This is a genomic window from Actinophytocola xanthii, assembly GCF_001921205.1.
GTDB classification, from domain to species: Bacteria; Actinomycetota; Actinomycetes; order Mycobacteriales; family Pseudonocardiaceae; genus Actinophytocola; species Actinophytocola xanthii.
The window spans coordinates 69634-82392 of sequence record NZ_MSIE01000053.1 but is presented as its reverse complement, the minus strand read 5'-3'; the positions used below and the strand labels follow the sequence as shown (position 1 = coordinate 82392).

Annotated in this window: 13 protein-coding genes and 1 pseudogene; all 14 read left to right on the top strand. The window is 71.0% G+C overall.

Annotated features, from left to right (window positions below):
• A pseudogene (locus BU204_RS26680) lies at positions 1-244 on the top strand (ABC transporter ATP-binding protein); the annotation flags it as partial.
• Entirely contained in the window at positions 241-1005 is a 765-nt protein-coding gene (locus BU204_RS26675) for an MlaE family ABC transporter permease (protein WP_075128500.1), read from the top strand. The pseudogene BU204_RS26680 and the gene BU204_RS26675, both read left to right, overlap by 4 nt.
• Before the next feature lies 1 nt (position 1006).
• Positions 1007-1852 (top strand): MlaE family ABC transporter permease, encoded by an 846-nt coding sequence (locus BU204_RS26670; RefSeq protein ID WP_075128499.1) that lies wholly within the window; start codon positions 1007-1009, stop codon positions 1850-1852.
• Complete coding sequence (locus BU204_RS26665; protein WP_075128498.1) at positions 1849-3096, top strand: MCE family protein; 1248 nt, start codon at positions 1849-1851, stop codon at positions 3094-3096. Before BU204_RS26670 ends, BU204_RS26665 begins: the two co-directional genes overlap by 4 nt.
• On the top strand, positions 3093-4097 hold the full coding sequence (locus BU204_RS26660) for an MCE family protein (RefSeq protein WP_075128497.1): 1005 nt from the start codon (positions 3093-3095) through the stop codon (positions 4095-4097). The genes BU204_RS26665 and BU204_RS26660 overlap by 4 nt, the downstream gene beginning before the upstream one ends.
• On the top strand, positions 4094-5086 hold the full coding sequence (locus BU204_RS26655) for an MCE family protein (RefSeq protein ID WP_075128496.1): 993 nt from the start codon (positions 4094-4096) through the stop codon (positions 5084-5086). The genes BU204_RS26660 and BU204_RS26655 overlap by 4 nt, the downstream gene beginning before the upstream one ends.
• Positions 5087-5094: 8 nt before the next feature.
• Positions 5095-6075: an MCE family protein gene (locus BU204_RS26650; protein WP_075128514.1), complete on the top strand. Its 981-nt coding sequence runs from the start codon at positions 5095-5097 to the stop codon at positions 6073-6075.
• 11 nt (positions 6076-6086) lie between these two features.
• Positions 6087-7127, top strand: a complete 1041-nt coding sequence (locus BU204_RS26645; RefSeq protein ID WP_075128495.1) for an MCE family protein — start codon at positions 6087-6089, stop codon at positions 7125-7127.
• Positions 7127-8341: an MlaD family protein gene (locus BU204_RS26640; RefSeq protein WP_075128494.1), complete on the top strand. Its 1215-nt coding sequence runs from the start codon at positions 7127-7129 to the stop codon at positions 8339-8341. Before BU204_RS26645 ends, BU204_RS26640 begins: the two co-directional genes overlap by 1 nt.
• Complete coding sequence (locus tag BU204_RS26635) at positions 8326-8835, top strand: hypothetical protein (RefSeq protein WP_233160638.1); 510 nt, start codon at positions 8326-8328, stop codon at positions 8833-8835. Before BU204_RS26640 ends, BU204_RS26635 begins: the two co-directional genes overlap by 16 nt.
• A 9-nt stretch (positions 8836-8844) precedes the next feature.
• Positions 8845-9546, top strand: coding sequence for a hypothetical protein (locus tag BU204_RS26630; RefSeq protein ID WP_075128493.1), 702 nt, complete (start codon positions 8845-8847; stop codon positions 9544-9546).
• A 166-nt stretch (positions 9547-9712) separates the two neighbouring features.
• A complete protein-coding gene (locus BU204_RS26625; protein WP_075128492.1) occupies positions 9713-10333 on the top strand; it encodes a hypothetical protein in 621 nt (206 codons plus the stop codon).
• Positions 10334-10454: 121 nt separating this feature from the next.
• Positions 10455-11807: a DUF6801 domain-containing protein gene (locus BU204_RS26620; protein WP_075128491.1), complete on the top strand. Its 1353-nt coding sequence runs from the start codon at positions 10455-10457 to the stop codon at positions 11805-11807.
• Between the two features lie 4 nt (positions 11808-11811).
• Positions 11812-12732, top strand: coding sequence for a hypothetical protein (locus BU204_RS26615; RefSeq protein ID WP_075128490.1), 921 nt, complete (start codon positions 11812-11814; stop codon positions 12730-12732).
• Positions 12733-12759 lie beyond the last annotated feature (27 nt).

The following is a 12759-nucleotide window of genomic DNA, read 5'->3' as shown; positions in this document are numbered from 1 at the left end:
CCGGATCGGCCCGATCGGGATGAGCGAGGAGAAGGACCAGGCCACGATGGACGCCGAGCAGGCTGCCGGTTTCGACAGCGGCAGTGAGGACCTGCGCGGCATCGTGCCCCAGCTCGAGCCCACCCCCGGCCTGCCCGAACGCCAGGCGGTGCGCCGCCGCAAGGCCCGGGTGATGCGCAACCTGCACACGCTCCCGCTCACCGCGCAACAGGCCATCATGTCCACTATGGACCCGGTCCGATGATCACGTCCGCGCTGCGGCAGACCGGTCGGCTCTACGCGCTCGGTCTGGACGTCATCCGCTGCATGTTCCGGCGCCCCTTCCAGTTCCGCGAGTTCATCGGGCAGTTCTGGTTCATCGCCAGCGTCTCGCTGCTGCCGGCGGCGCTCGTCGCCATCCCGTTCGGCGCGGTGATCGCGCTGCACCTCGGCTCGCTCACCACCCAGATCGGCGCCCAGTCCTTCACCGGCGCGGCCAGCGTGCTCGCGATCATCCAGCAGGCCAGCCCGGTGGTGACCGCGCTGCTCATCGCCGGCGCCGGCGGCTCGGCGATGTGCGCGGACCTCGGCGCGCGCACGATCCGCGAGGAGATCGACGCGATGGAGGTGCTCGGGGTGAACCCGGTGCAGCGCCTCATCGTCCCCCGCGTGCTGGCCGCGATGGGCGTCGCCGCGTTCCTCAACGGCCTGGTGTCGGTGGTCGGCGTGCTGGGCGGCTACTTCTTCAACGTCGTGATGCAGGACGGAACCCCCGGTGCCTACCTGGCCAGCTTCTCCGCGCTCGCGCAGCTGCCGGACCTGTGGATCAGCGAGATCAAGGCGGTGATCTTCGGCTTCGTCGCCGGGGTGGTCGCCGCCTACCGGGGCCTCAACCCCGGGCGCGGACCCAAGGGCGTCGGCGACGCGGTCAACCAGTCGGTGGTGATCACGTTCCTGCTGCTGTTCCTGCTGAACCTGATCCTCACCACCCTGTACCTGCAGGTCGTCCCGCCGAAGGGGGCGTGAGATGACGCTCCTGGAGGACAGGCCCACGTTCCTGGACCGCGTCGACCGGCGGTTCACGTTCCTCGACGTGCTCGGCGACCAGATCTTCTTCTTCGTCCGCGCGCTCGTCTGGGTCCCCCGGGCGATCACCCGCTACGGTCGCGAGATCGTCCGCCTGCTGGCCGAGGTCAGCTTCGGCTCCGGCGCGCTCGCGGTCATCGGGGGCACGATCGGCGTGATGGTCGGCATGACCGCCTTCACCGGCACGGTCGTCGGGATGCAGGGATTCTCGGCCCTCGACCAGGTCGGCACGTCCGCGCTTGCCGGCTTCATCTCGGCCTACTTCAACACCCGGGAGATCGCGCCGCTGGTCGCCGGAATCGCGCTCTCGGCGACCGTCGGCTGCGGGTTCACCGCGCAGCTGGGCGCGATGCGGATCTCCGAGGAGATCGACGCGCTCGAGGTCATGGGCGTGCCGAGCGTGCCCTACCTGGTCACGACACGGATCATCGCCGGCTTCCTGGCGATCATCCCGCTGTACGCGATCGGTCTGCTCACCTCCTACATCGCCTCTCGCCAGGTGACTGTCTGGTTCTTCGGCCAGTCGGCCGGCACCTACGACCACTACTTCCACCTCTTCCTACCGCCGATCGACGTGCTCTACTCGTTCGGCAAGGTGCTGGTGTTCAGCGTCGTCGTGGTGCTCGCGCACTGCTACTACGGCTTCCGCGCCACCGGAGGCCCGGCCGGCGTGGGTGTCGCCGTCGGCCGCTCGGTGCGCACCTCGATCGTCGCGATCAACGTGATCGACCTGTTCCTCAGCCTCGCCATCTGGGGGGCCACGACGACGGTGAAGGTGGCGGGATGAGCGGGCGCAAACTGGTCCGCCGGTTCGCGGGCCTGGTCTTCCTGGTCGTGATGGGCCTGCTGGCGACGTTCGCCGTGCAGGTCTACCAGGAGAAGTACACCGAGGTCGTGCTGGTCTCGCTGCGCACCGACCGGATCGGCAACCAGCTCAACGAGTCCTCCGAGGTCAAGGTGCGCGGCGTGGTGGTCGGCGACGTCCGCTCGATCCGGCCGAGCGGACGGGGTGCGGTGATCGAGCTGGCCCTGGAGCCGGACAAGGTCGACCGGATCTCGAAGGACGTGACCGCGCTGCTTGTCCCCAAGACGCTGTTCGGTGAGCGTTACGTCCAGCTGTCGATCCCCCGCGGCCCGGCCCGGGAGCCGATCGCGGCCGGCGACGTGATCCGCCAGGACCGCTCGGCCAACGCCGTGGAGCTGGAGCGGGTCTTCGACGACCTGCTGCCGGTGCTCAAGGCCGTGCAGCCGCACAAGCTCTCCGCGACGCTCACCGCGATCTCGACGGCCCTCGACGGACGCGGCGAGCGGCTGGGCCAGGCCATGGTCACCACGGCCGAGTACCTCGAGGACTTCAACCCCAACCTGCCGGCGCTGGCCAGCGACCTGCGGGACCTGGCCGAGGTCAGCGAGCTCTACGGGGACATCGCGCCGGACCTGCTCGACGCGCTCACCGAGTCCACGACCACGCTCAACACCGTCGCCGACCAGCGCAGCGAGCTGTCCGACCTGTACGACCAGGTCACCTCCTCGGCCCAGGACGTCACGATCTTCCTCCGCAACAACAAGGAGAACCTGATCCGCCTGGCCGCGAGCAGCCGCGCGCCGCTGGAGCTGGCCGCCGAGTACTCGCCGAGCTTCCCCTGCACGCTCAAGGCGATGACCGACCTGAAGCCGGCCGTCGACCGACTCCTCGGCGCCGGCACGGACAAGCCCGGACTGCACATCGAGGCCACCTTCACCCCGTCCCGGGGCAAGTACGAGCCCGGGGTGGACGACCCGGTCTACGACGCGACCGGCGGCCCGCGCTGCTACCCCAGCGGTGTCGCGCCGACCGACGGCGCGGTCGCCGTGCCGATCGGCAGCGGCGGGCACCCCCTGCTGCCGGGTGGAGACGGTGACCTCGGGCTGCCGAACTCCCCGCAGGAGCAGGAGCTCATCTCGACCCTGCTCGCCCCGGAAGCCGTCCCGGACTGGGGCAGCGTACTGGTCGGTCCCCTCTACCGCGGCACGGAGGTGACCCTCCGATGAGGACACTCGTAGCGCCGCTGCTCAAGGCCCTGGTCTTCGTGCTCGTCACCGGGCTGGCCACCGCCGTTCTCGCGGTGTCGATCAGCAACACCGGCCTGGGCGAGACGGCCTCCTACTCGGCCAAGTTCACCGACGTCACCTCGCTCAACCCGGGCGACGACGTGCGAATCTCCGGTGTCCGGGTCGGTCAGGTCGATGGGATGTCCATCGTGGACGGTCATCTGGCCAGGGTGACGTTCTCGGTCGACCGCGGGATGCGGCTGCCCACGGATGTCCGGGCGACCATCAAGTACCGCAACATGGTTGGCCAGCGTTACATCGCGCTCGAGCGCGGCGGCACGAGCACCGCCGACCGGCTGGCCGAGGGGTCGGAGATCCCGCTCGAGCGAACCAGGCCGGCACTGGACCTCACCGAGCTGTTCAACGGCTTCAAGCCGCTGTTCCAGGCCCTCTCCGCGGACGAGGTCAACACGCTGTCCGGAGAGATCGTGCAGGTCCTGCAGGGGGAGGGCGGCACGGTCGACAGCCTGCTCGCGCACACCGGCTCGCTCACCGCCACGCTGGCCGACCGGGACCGGGTGATCGGCGAGGTCATCGACAACCTCAACTCGGTCCTGGACACCATCAACAGCCAGGGCGACGCGCTGACCACCCTGGTCTCCACCTTGCAGCGGCTGGTGACCGGCCTTGCCGGTGACCGCACCGCGATCGGCGACGCGATCGAGGGCATCGCCGACCTCACCGGGGCCACGGCCGGCCTGCTCGGCCAGGCCCGGGAGCCGCTCAAGGACAGCATCGCCGGGCTCGGGCAGCTGTCGACGAACCTGGTGGAGGGGGAGGAGGACCTGACCCGGTTCCTCACCGTGCTGCCGGACAAGTTCGACGCGATCGGCGCCACCGCGAGCTATGGCTCCTGGCTCAACTTCTACCTGTGCGAGGCGACCCTGCTCACCGACCCGCCCCAGGGCATCCCGCTCACCGCCGAGAGGTGCACGCGATGAAGTCCTTCCGCGAGCGCAACCCGGTTGTCATCGGTGTGGTCGGCACGCTGGTGCTGGCGGGGATCGCCGCGGCCGTCTTCTTCTACCGGGACCTGCCGGTGCTCGGCGGCGGCACCACCTACCGCGCCGAGTTCAGCGAGGCGGCCGGTCTTCGGCCCGACGACGAGGTGCGGGTGGCCGGCATCAAGGTCGGCGAGGTGACCGACGTGGAGTTGGTGGTGGACAAGGTCGTGGTGTCCTTCCGGGTGGAGGACGCCTGGGTCGGCGACGCCACCACCGCCGCCATCAAGCTCAAGACCCTGCTCGGCCGCAAGTTCCTCGCGCTGCACCCGACGGGGAGCTCCGCGCTCGACCCGGCCGTGCCCATCCCGCTCGGCCGCACGGTCACGCCCTACGACGTGACCGAGGCCTTCCAGGGGCTGGCGAACACGGCGGACGCCATCGACACCGAGCAGCTCGCCGAGAGCTTCCGCACGATCTCCGACACCTTCGCCGACTCCCCGCGGCACGTGCGCAGCGCGCTGGACGGGCTCACGGCGCTGTCCAGGACGATCTCCACCCGGGACGCCCAGCTCGCCCAGCTGCTCGACAACACCAGGCAGGTCACGACGACCCTGTCCGACTCCAACGGCACGTTCGACAAGCTCATCGACGACGGCAACCTGCTGCTGGCCGAGCTGAACAACCGGCGCGAGGCCATCGGTGACCTGCTGGAGGGCACGACCGACCTCGCCGAGCAGCTCTCCGGCGTGGTGGCGGACAACCAGCGCCAGCTCACCCCGGCGCTGTCCCAGCTGGACACCGTCACCGGGATCCTCGAACGCTACGCGGACAACCTCGACCGCAGCCTTTCCCTCGCCGGCCCGTACTTCCGGCTGATGAACAACGCAATCGGCAGCGGACGGTGGATCGACCACTATCTCTGCGGGCTGGTCGAGGCCAACCGGGACCCCTGTATCCCGCCTCGGATCCCCGGAGGTGCCGGGTGAAGCGCGCGATGGCGATCCTGGCGGTACTCGGCGTGGTCACCGCCGGTGTTCTCTGGTGGATCTTCTCCGGCGACGACCGGCTGCGGGTCACGGCCTACTTCGGGCGTGCTGTCGGCGTCTACGTCGGCTCCGACGTCCAGGTGCTGGGCGTCCGGGTGGGCACCGTGGACTCGGTCACCCCGCGCGGCGACCGGGTCGAGGTCGTGTTCACCGTGGACCCGGCGGTCCAGGTCGCCCAGGACACCGCCGCCGTGGTCGTCGCGCCGAGCGTGGTGTCCGACCGCTACGTGCAGCTCACCGACCTCGCCAGGGGCGGCCCCCGGCTCGCCGACGGCGCGGTCATCCCCCAGTCGCGCACCGCCACCCCGGTCGAGCTGGACGAGCTGTACGCGAGCCTGGACACGCTGGTGTCCGCGCTCGGCCCCGACGGCGCCAACTCGAACGGAGCGCTCTCCGAGCTGCTCGACACGGGTGCGGCCAACCTGCGGGGCAACGGCGCGGCCATCAACGAGAGCGTGCGCAACTTCGCCGAGGCGGCGCGAACCCTCTCCGGCTCGTCCAAGGACCTGTTCGCCACCGTCGACGAGCTGGCCGAGTTCACCGGGATGCTGGCCGGCAACGACCGGCAGATCGCCGAGGTGAACGCCCAGCTGGACCAGGTGTGGCGCACGCTCGCCGCCGACCGGGACGAGCTGTCCACCGCGCTGAACACCCTCGGTGGCGCACTGGGCGACATCCAGGCCTTCATCCGCGACAACCGGGAGCTGATCAAGTCCAACGTGGACAAGCTGGCGCGGACGACCCAGCAGCTGGTGGACCACCGGGCCTCCCTCGCCGAGGCGCTCGACGTCGCGCCGCTCGCGGTCACCAACGCGTACCAGGCCTTCGACCCCGACAGCGGGTCGTTGCAGGGTCGGTCCAACCTGCTCGAGTACATGACCGAGGACGACCCACCGCTGCCCGTCCCGATCGTGGGAGGTGCCCGGTGATCCGCAGGAGGATGGCCGCCGCGGTGCTGGCCCTGGTCGCGGGTTGCGCGTCGGTCAGCTGCTCGACCGTGGGCACCGACGGCATCTACGACCTGCCGCTGCCCGGCGGCGCCGACCTCGGCGAGCACCCGTACCGGGTGACCGTCCAGTTCGCCGACGTGCTCGACCTGGTGCCGCAGGCCGCGGTGAAGGTCAACGACGTGGTGGTGGGACAGGTCGAGTCGATCGGCCTTGGCGGCGAGGACGGGTGGACCGCGCAGGTCGTGCTCGCGCTCAACGGCGACGTCGCACTGCCCGCCGACGCCGTGGCGAGCCTGCGCCAGTCGAGCCTGCTGGGGGAGAAGTTCGTCGAGCTGGCCGAGCCGTACCGGCAGCGGGGCGCGCCGGCGCCGGCGGACCGGCTCGCCGACGGGGCGGTGATCACCGCCGACCGGACCAACCGGCACACCGAGGTCGAGGAGGTCTTCGGCGCGTTGTCGCTGCTGCTCAACGGCGGCGGCATCGGGCAGCTCCAGACGATCAACCGGGAGCTGTCGAACGTGTTCGACGGCAACGAGACCGAGATCCGCGCCTTCTTGTCCAACGTGGACCAGCTGGTGACGACGCTGGATGACCACCGGTCGGACATCACCGCCGCGCTCGACGGGCTCAACCAGCTCTCGACGACCCTGGCCGGGCGCGACGAGCAGATCGAGGGCGCGCTGACCGACCTCACGCCGGGCCTGCGGGCCCTGTCGGAACAGCGCAGCTCCCTGGTCGCCATGCTCCAGTCGCTCGACACGCTCTCCGACGTCGCCGTGGACACGATCAACCGCGGCCGGGCGGACATGGTCGCCGACCTCACCGCGATCGCGCCGGTGCTCAAGCGGCTCGCCGAGGCCGGCCAGAACCTCCCACGCGCACTGGAGATCCTGCCGACGTTCCCGTTCACCGACGAGGTGCTCGCCGGCACGAAGGGCGACTACATCAACGTGTTCGTCACCGTCGAGCCGCCCGAGGACTTCACCCAGCCGCTGCCGCCGCTGCCCCTACCGCCGAGCGGAGGCAACTGATGCTCACCCGGGTGGTCCGCCTCCAGGTCCTCGCGTTCGTGGTGATCGCGTTGGCCGCCGTCGCGTTCGTCGGTGCCCGGTACGCGGGGCTGGGCAGCGTGTTCGGCGACGACTCCTACGTCGTACGGCTCCAGCTCGACGACGGCGGCGGGGTGTTCACCAACGGCGAGGTCACCTACCGGGGCGTCGCCGTCGGCCGGGTCGGCGAGCTGCGGCTGACCGACGACGGCATGGAGGCCGACCTGCACATCGACGGCGACGCGCCGCCGATCCCGGTGGACTCCAAGGCGGTCGTGGCCAACCGGTCGGCCATCGGCGAGCAGTACGTGGACCTGCGGCCGCGCTCGGACGCCGCGCCGTTCCTGGCGCCGGGCGCGGTGATCCCCCGCTCGGCGACCGCGGTGCCGCCTCCGGTGACCGACCTGCTCGGCAACCTCTCCGCGTTCAGCGCCTCGGTGCCGACCGAGTCGCTGCGGACCGTCGTCGACGAGCTGTACGTCGCGATGCGCGACAGCGGACCGCACCTGCAGGTGCTGCTCGACTCCTCGATCGAGTTCACCCAGACCGCCGCCGACCACCTGCCGCAGACCGTCTCGCTCATCGACGACGGCGCGGTCGTGCTCCGCACCCAGCTGGACTCCTCCGCCGCCTGGCGCTCGTTCTCACGCAACGCCAAGCTGTTCGCCACCGAGCTGGCCGACGCCGACGGCGACCTGCGCGAGCTGATCGGTGCCGCGCCGAAGGCCGCGACGCAGCTCTCGGAGCTGCTGTCGGACACCAACCCCGGGCTCTCGGTGCTGGTGGCGAACCTGCTGACCACCTCTGAGGTGTTCGAGGTGCGTACTGCGGCCATGGAGCAGCTGTTCGTGATGGTGCCCAGGGCCGTCGCCGCGACCTCGACCGCGATCAGGCCCGACACCAGCGATCTATCGCTGGTGATGACGTTCTTCGACCCGCCGCCGTGCGTGACCGGCTACGAGTCGACCGTCTACCGGCCGGGCGAGGAGACCGATCCCCGGCCGATGAACACCAAGGCCGGGTGCACGTTGCCCGCCGGCGATCCGCGCCTGGTGCGTGGCTCCCAACACGCGCCCACCGCCCCGGTGCCGGATCCCGCGATCCCCGGCGGCGGCGCCAGGCTGCCCGGCCCACTCGGTGTGCCCGACCTGCCCCGCTCGGCCAACCTGGAGGATCTGTTGTGGCTGTCACGGTGATGCCGCGGCTGGCGATCGGGCTGGTCGTGGCCGCCCTGGCGTTCGCCGGCTGGGCGGGCTGGACCTGGTGGCAGGCAGACCACGACGAGGCGATCGAGTTCGCGCAGACCCGGGACGAGGTGCTCGCCACCGGGCGGTCGCACGTGACGCTGCTGACCACGCTCGACACCGCCGACGTGGACGCCGGGATCGACCGCTGGCTCGACGTGTCCACCGGCCCGCTGCGCGAGGAGCTGGCGGGCACCGACGACCGCACCCGCGACACGTTGCGCGAGGCCGGGACGGTGTCCACCGGACGGGTGCTGGACGCGGCGGTGAGCGAGCTGAACGTCCGCGCCGGCACGGCGAAGCTGCTGGTGTCGGTGGAGATCGCCACCACGAAGGGCGGGGGCCCGTCGGCGACCAAGCGGAACCGGTTCGTCGCCGCGCTCACCCGGACCGACAACGGCTGGCTGCTGTCGGCCCTCGACCAGGTGCCGCTCGGCACCCGCTGAGGAGGGGCGATGCGAACCGACGCCGACCAGACCCCCGACACCGACCGGACCGCCGACGAGACCGTCGCCCCGGACCGGACCGCCGACACCGACGAGCCCGACACCGAAGCCGCCACCGAAGCCGACACCGAAGCCGCCACTGAAGCTGCCACCGAAGCCGCCGGCGGCGACGGGTTGGAGGATGCCGACGAGGAGTCCCCGGCCCGCCCGCGCGGCCGGTGGGACCTGTGGCTGCTGGTGGCGGCGGTGCTGCTGGCCGGGCTCGGCGGCTGGTTCCTGCTGCGGGCCGACGAGCTGCGCTCCTCGCCGGCCGCGGCGAACGCCGCGCTGGTCGACACCGCCCGCACGGCCGAGGTGAGCGCCGCCGTGACCACCGCGCTCAACCAGGTCTTCTCCTACTCCTACGACCGCACCGAGGACACCGCGCGGGTCGCCGCCGACGTGCTGCGGGGCGAGGCACGCGAGACCTACGACCGGTTGTTCGCCCAGGTCCGCGAGCTCGCACCGGACCAGAAGCTCGTGTTGACCAGCCGCGTCGTCAGCACCGCGGTGCAGGAGCTGACCGAGGACTCGGCGCGGGTCCTGGTGTTCCTGGACCAGGCCGCGACCCGGGCCGACCGGGACACGAGCAGCGGCGCCGCCGCGCAGCTGTCGGTCACCGCACGGCTCGAGGGCGACCGGTGGGTCATCACGGGAATGGTGCCGAGATGACAATTTCACCGGCCGGATCTATCCGCCAGCCCACAGGAACAGCGATTAGCACGGAGGTGGTCGGGGATTTCGAGTGACACGATTGTGAATCGGGTTACTCGTAGGTAACATCAATTTCAGTCGAATACTTCGTCGACGCTTTTCCATCGGGGAAAGGAAAGATCGAATGCGCGGACGTTTGACAGCATTGTTGGCGGTCGGTGCCTCGGCGCTCACCGCGGTCGTCGTTGCCGCCACCCCGGCCTCCGCGGCGGCGCCGTGGACCATCACGCCGGGCGGCCCGGCGAACGGCGTGGCCGGCACGACGAACCTCACCGTCCAGGACGCGGACGGGAACACGCTCGAGATGTCGTGCGCGAGCTCCACCGCGGGCGTCGTTCTGGAGTCCGGCGAGGTGCCCGGCCCGCTGCTGGCCACCATCCCGGAGGAAGGCGGCATCGAGTTCCAGGACTGCCTGCTGGCGGGGCTGATCACCTTCGAGGTGGACCAGGTCGGTGACTGGACCATCAACGGCGTGAGCTACGACGCGGCGACCGGCGTGACCACCGGGACGATCGACGGCGTCGAGGCCAACGTCTCCGGTCCCGGCTGCTCGGCCACCGTCGCCGGTTCGGTGAACGGCACCTACACCAACGACACCGACGTGCTCAGGGTGCTGCCCGACTTCACGCTGACCGTCACCTTCGTCGACGCAACCGACGACTGCCTCGGCCTGCTGCACGAGGGTGACCAGGCGTCCTTCGACGGTGCCTACGAGGTCACCCCGGACCAGACGATCACTGGCTGACCCGCCTCGCGGACCCGCCCACTCTCCCCGGGCGGGTCCGCCTCCACCGGAGGTTCCGATGCCCAGCTGTCCCGCCCGCCCCGGCGAGCACGTTCCGACGACCGAGGCCTGAGGGGGCGGCATGCGCGGGCGGTTCCTCCCGGTCGCCGGGCTGGTGGCGGCGTTCCTGGCGCCGGTACCGGCGGCCGGCCAGCCAGCGGCCGTCCCCGCCGAGCTGCTGGTGCGCCACACCTGCCAGCTGCCATCGGGTGCCCAGCCACTCGAGGTCCGGATCAGCGCGCAGCTGCCGGCCGCTGGCGAGGTGGGTGTCCCGATCGAACCGTCGGCCGCGGTGCTCACGCTCACCCCGCCGGTCGCCGACCTGCCGGAGGCCTCGGCGCTGACCGTGGTCGCCCGGCAGGAGACCACGGTTCTCGGTGAGCCGGTGACCTGGTCCGGCGCCCTGTCCGACCTCGTCCCGGTCGGCGAGGTGGCGGTGCCGCTGGAGTCGCCGCCGGTGGTCGCGACCGAACCCGGCGACATGGCCTTCACCACCGGTCCCCTCACCCTGGAGGTGACCGGGTACCGCGCCGACGGGCTGCCGACCGAACCGCCGACCCTCGACCTGACCTGCACGCCCGACCCCGACCAGCCGCTCGACCTCGGCGTGGTGCCGGTCCTCGCGCCGCCGCCGTCCTCCGAGCCCTCGCCGCCACCGCCCCCGGACGCGGTGGTGGTCGAACCGCCCACGAGCACGGAGACCGAGGAGGGCCGTGCGGCGGTGCCGGCTCCCCGGGTCGAGATCCCGCCGGACTGCGAGATCATCGACCCGCCCCCGGGGCCGACCACCCCGGCCCGCTACTGCGCCTACGTCATCGGCGCGGCCAACGTGGCCAAGCTCGACGCGTCCGTCCTCCAACCGGCAGGCATCGTCAACATCGCGCCGACCTCGTTCTACGTCCCCTGCGAGGGCGACGCCAAGCTGCGCTGCCAGCAGGCGAACATCCTGCCCAACCTGAACGGTGAGCCGAGTTTGCCGGAAGGGGAGTCGTGGCTGCTTCCGTTCGATTTCGTGCCGACCAAGGCAAAACTGCAGCTGACCCAAATAGGATTGGGTTTCGCGGACGTCCGGCTGGATTCTCAGGCCCCGCACGCCCGCAGTGGTGCGGTCATCACCGGGAAGTATTCCGCGCGAATCTTCGACGCACAGATCAACGGCGTGCCGCTGGACCTGGGCGAGAACTGCCGGTCGGAGTCCCCGCTGGAGGTCTCGGTCCGGGCGAACGTCCCGCCGTACACGCTCACCGTCGGCGGCAAGCTGACCGGGATGGTCACGATCCCCCCGTTCAGCGGCTGCGGTGCGCACGAGGACCTGGACCCCCTGATCACCGGCCTGGTCTCCGGGCCGGGCAACTACGTCGAGCTGATCCAGGGCCGGATCTGCACGCTGACCGGCTCGCAGAACGGCTGTCCCCCCAGAATCCCCGAGAGGTAGTGAGATGAGACCGTCCCGCCTGGCGGCCGCCGCAGTGACCGCCGTCGCCGCCGCCGTCCTGATCACCCCGCCCGCCTCCGCCGAGACGTTGGCCGGCGAGTGGGCCGCCTTCGGCAACTGCCCGGTCGACGCCGCCGCGATGCTGGCCGCCGACGGGGTCGACGTCGTCGCGACCTGCCTCGCCGGCGGGGCTCCCGACGGCACCATCGACATGGGCGACACGACCCTCCCGGTCGGCGCGGTCGACATGCAGTACGGCCTGCTCAACCGGGGTGGCACCTACACGCTGGTGTCGCCGGCGAACGGCGGCCTGACCGGGGAGCCGATCAGCATCCCCGGTGGGCTGCTCGGCCTGATGTGCCCGAGCGACATCCCGGTGATCTCCGACATCTGCGAGGCCGTCGTGGGCAGCCCGCTGAACACGGTGACCGCCACCCTCGAGCCCGCCGGCGCCCCGACCAACTTCGACCTCTCGGCGGCGACCGCCATCGGTCGGCCGATCATGACGATCCCGATCAAGGTGCGGCTGCAGAACCCGTTCCTGGCGAGGACCTGCTACATCGGCTCGAACTCCGACCCGATCCGGCTGACCGTGTCCAACCAGACCCGGCCGACGGCGCGCTTCGTCCGGTTCAACGCCGACGGCACGCCGAACCCGACCGGGGAGATGAACTACCTCCAGCTCTCGGGCGCCACCATGGGCGACACCACCTTCGCCGTGCCAGGCGCACGCGGCTGCGGGCTGCTCGGGCTGATCGACTCGGTGGTCAACGGGCGGCAGGGCCTGCCGTCGCCGGCCGGTGAGAACTCGCTGGTGCTCAACAACACCACGTTCAAGGTGGGCGGCTTCCAGAACCCGCGCGCCTTCGCGCCCACCCAGGGCCGGCAGCTGGCCGACCGCTGGCACGCGGCCGTCGTGGACTGAGGTCTCCTGGCAAACCGGTCGCCGGCC

What these genes read in the sequence shown, in the direction of transcription:
- BU204_RS26625 (WP_075128492.1), top strand. Translation starts at nt 9,713, where the DNA reads ATGCGCGGACGTTTGACAGCATTGTTGGCGGTCGGTGCCTCGGCGCTC.
- BU204_RS26665 (WP_075128498.1), top strand. Translation starts at nt 1,849, where the DNA reads ATGAGCGGGCGCAAACTGGTCCGCCGGTTCGCGGGCCTGGTCTTCCTG.
- BU204_RS26650 (WP_075128514.1), top strand. Translation starts at nt 5,095, where the DNA reads ATGGCGATCCTGGCGGTACTCGGCGTGGTCACCGCCGGTGTTCTCTGG.
- BU204_RS26660 (WP_075128497.1), top strand. Translation starts at nt 3,093, where the DNA reads ATGAGGACACTCGTAGCGCCGCTGCTCAAGGCCCTGGTCTTCGTGCTC.
- BU204_RS26670 (WP_075128499.1), top strand. Translation starts at nt 1,007, where the DNA reads ATGACGCTCCTGGAGGACAGGCCCACGTTCCTGGACCGCGTCGACCGG.
- BU204_RS26620 (WP_075128491.1), top strand. Translation starts at nt 10,455, where the DNA reads ATGCGCGGGCGGTTCCTCCCGGTCGCCGGGCTGGTGGCGGCGTTCCTG.
- BU204_RS26640 (WP_075128494.1), top strand. Translation starts at nt 7,127, where the DNA reads ATGCTCACCCGGGTGGTCCGCCTCCAGGTCCTCGCGTTCGTGGTGATC.
- BU204_RS26675 (WP_075128500.1), top strand. Translation starts at nt 241, where the DNA reads ATGATCACGTCCGCGCTGCGGCAGACCGGTCGGCTCTACGCGCTCGGT.
- BU204_RS26615 (WP_075128490.1), top strand. Translation starts at nt 11,812, where the DNA reads ATGAGACCGTCCCGCCTGGCGGCCGCCGCAGTGACCGCCGTCGCCGCC.
- BU204_RS26655 (WP_075128496.1), top strand. Translation starts at nt 4,094, where the DNA reads ATGAAGTCCTTCCGCGAGCGCAACCCGGTTGTCATCGGTGTGGTCGGC.
- BU204_RS26645 (WP_075128495.1), top strand. Translation starts at nt 6,087, where the DNA reads ATGGCCGCCGCGGTGCTGGCCCTGGTCGCGGGTTGCGCGTCGGTCAGC.
- BU204_RS26630 (WP_075128493.1), top strand. Translation starts at nt 8,845, where the DNA reads ATGCGAACCGACGCCGACCAGACCCCCGACACCGACCGGACCGCCGAC.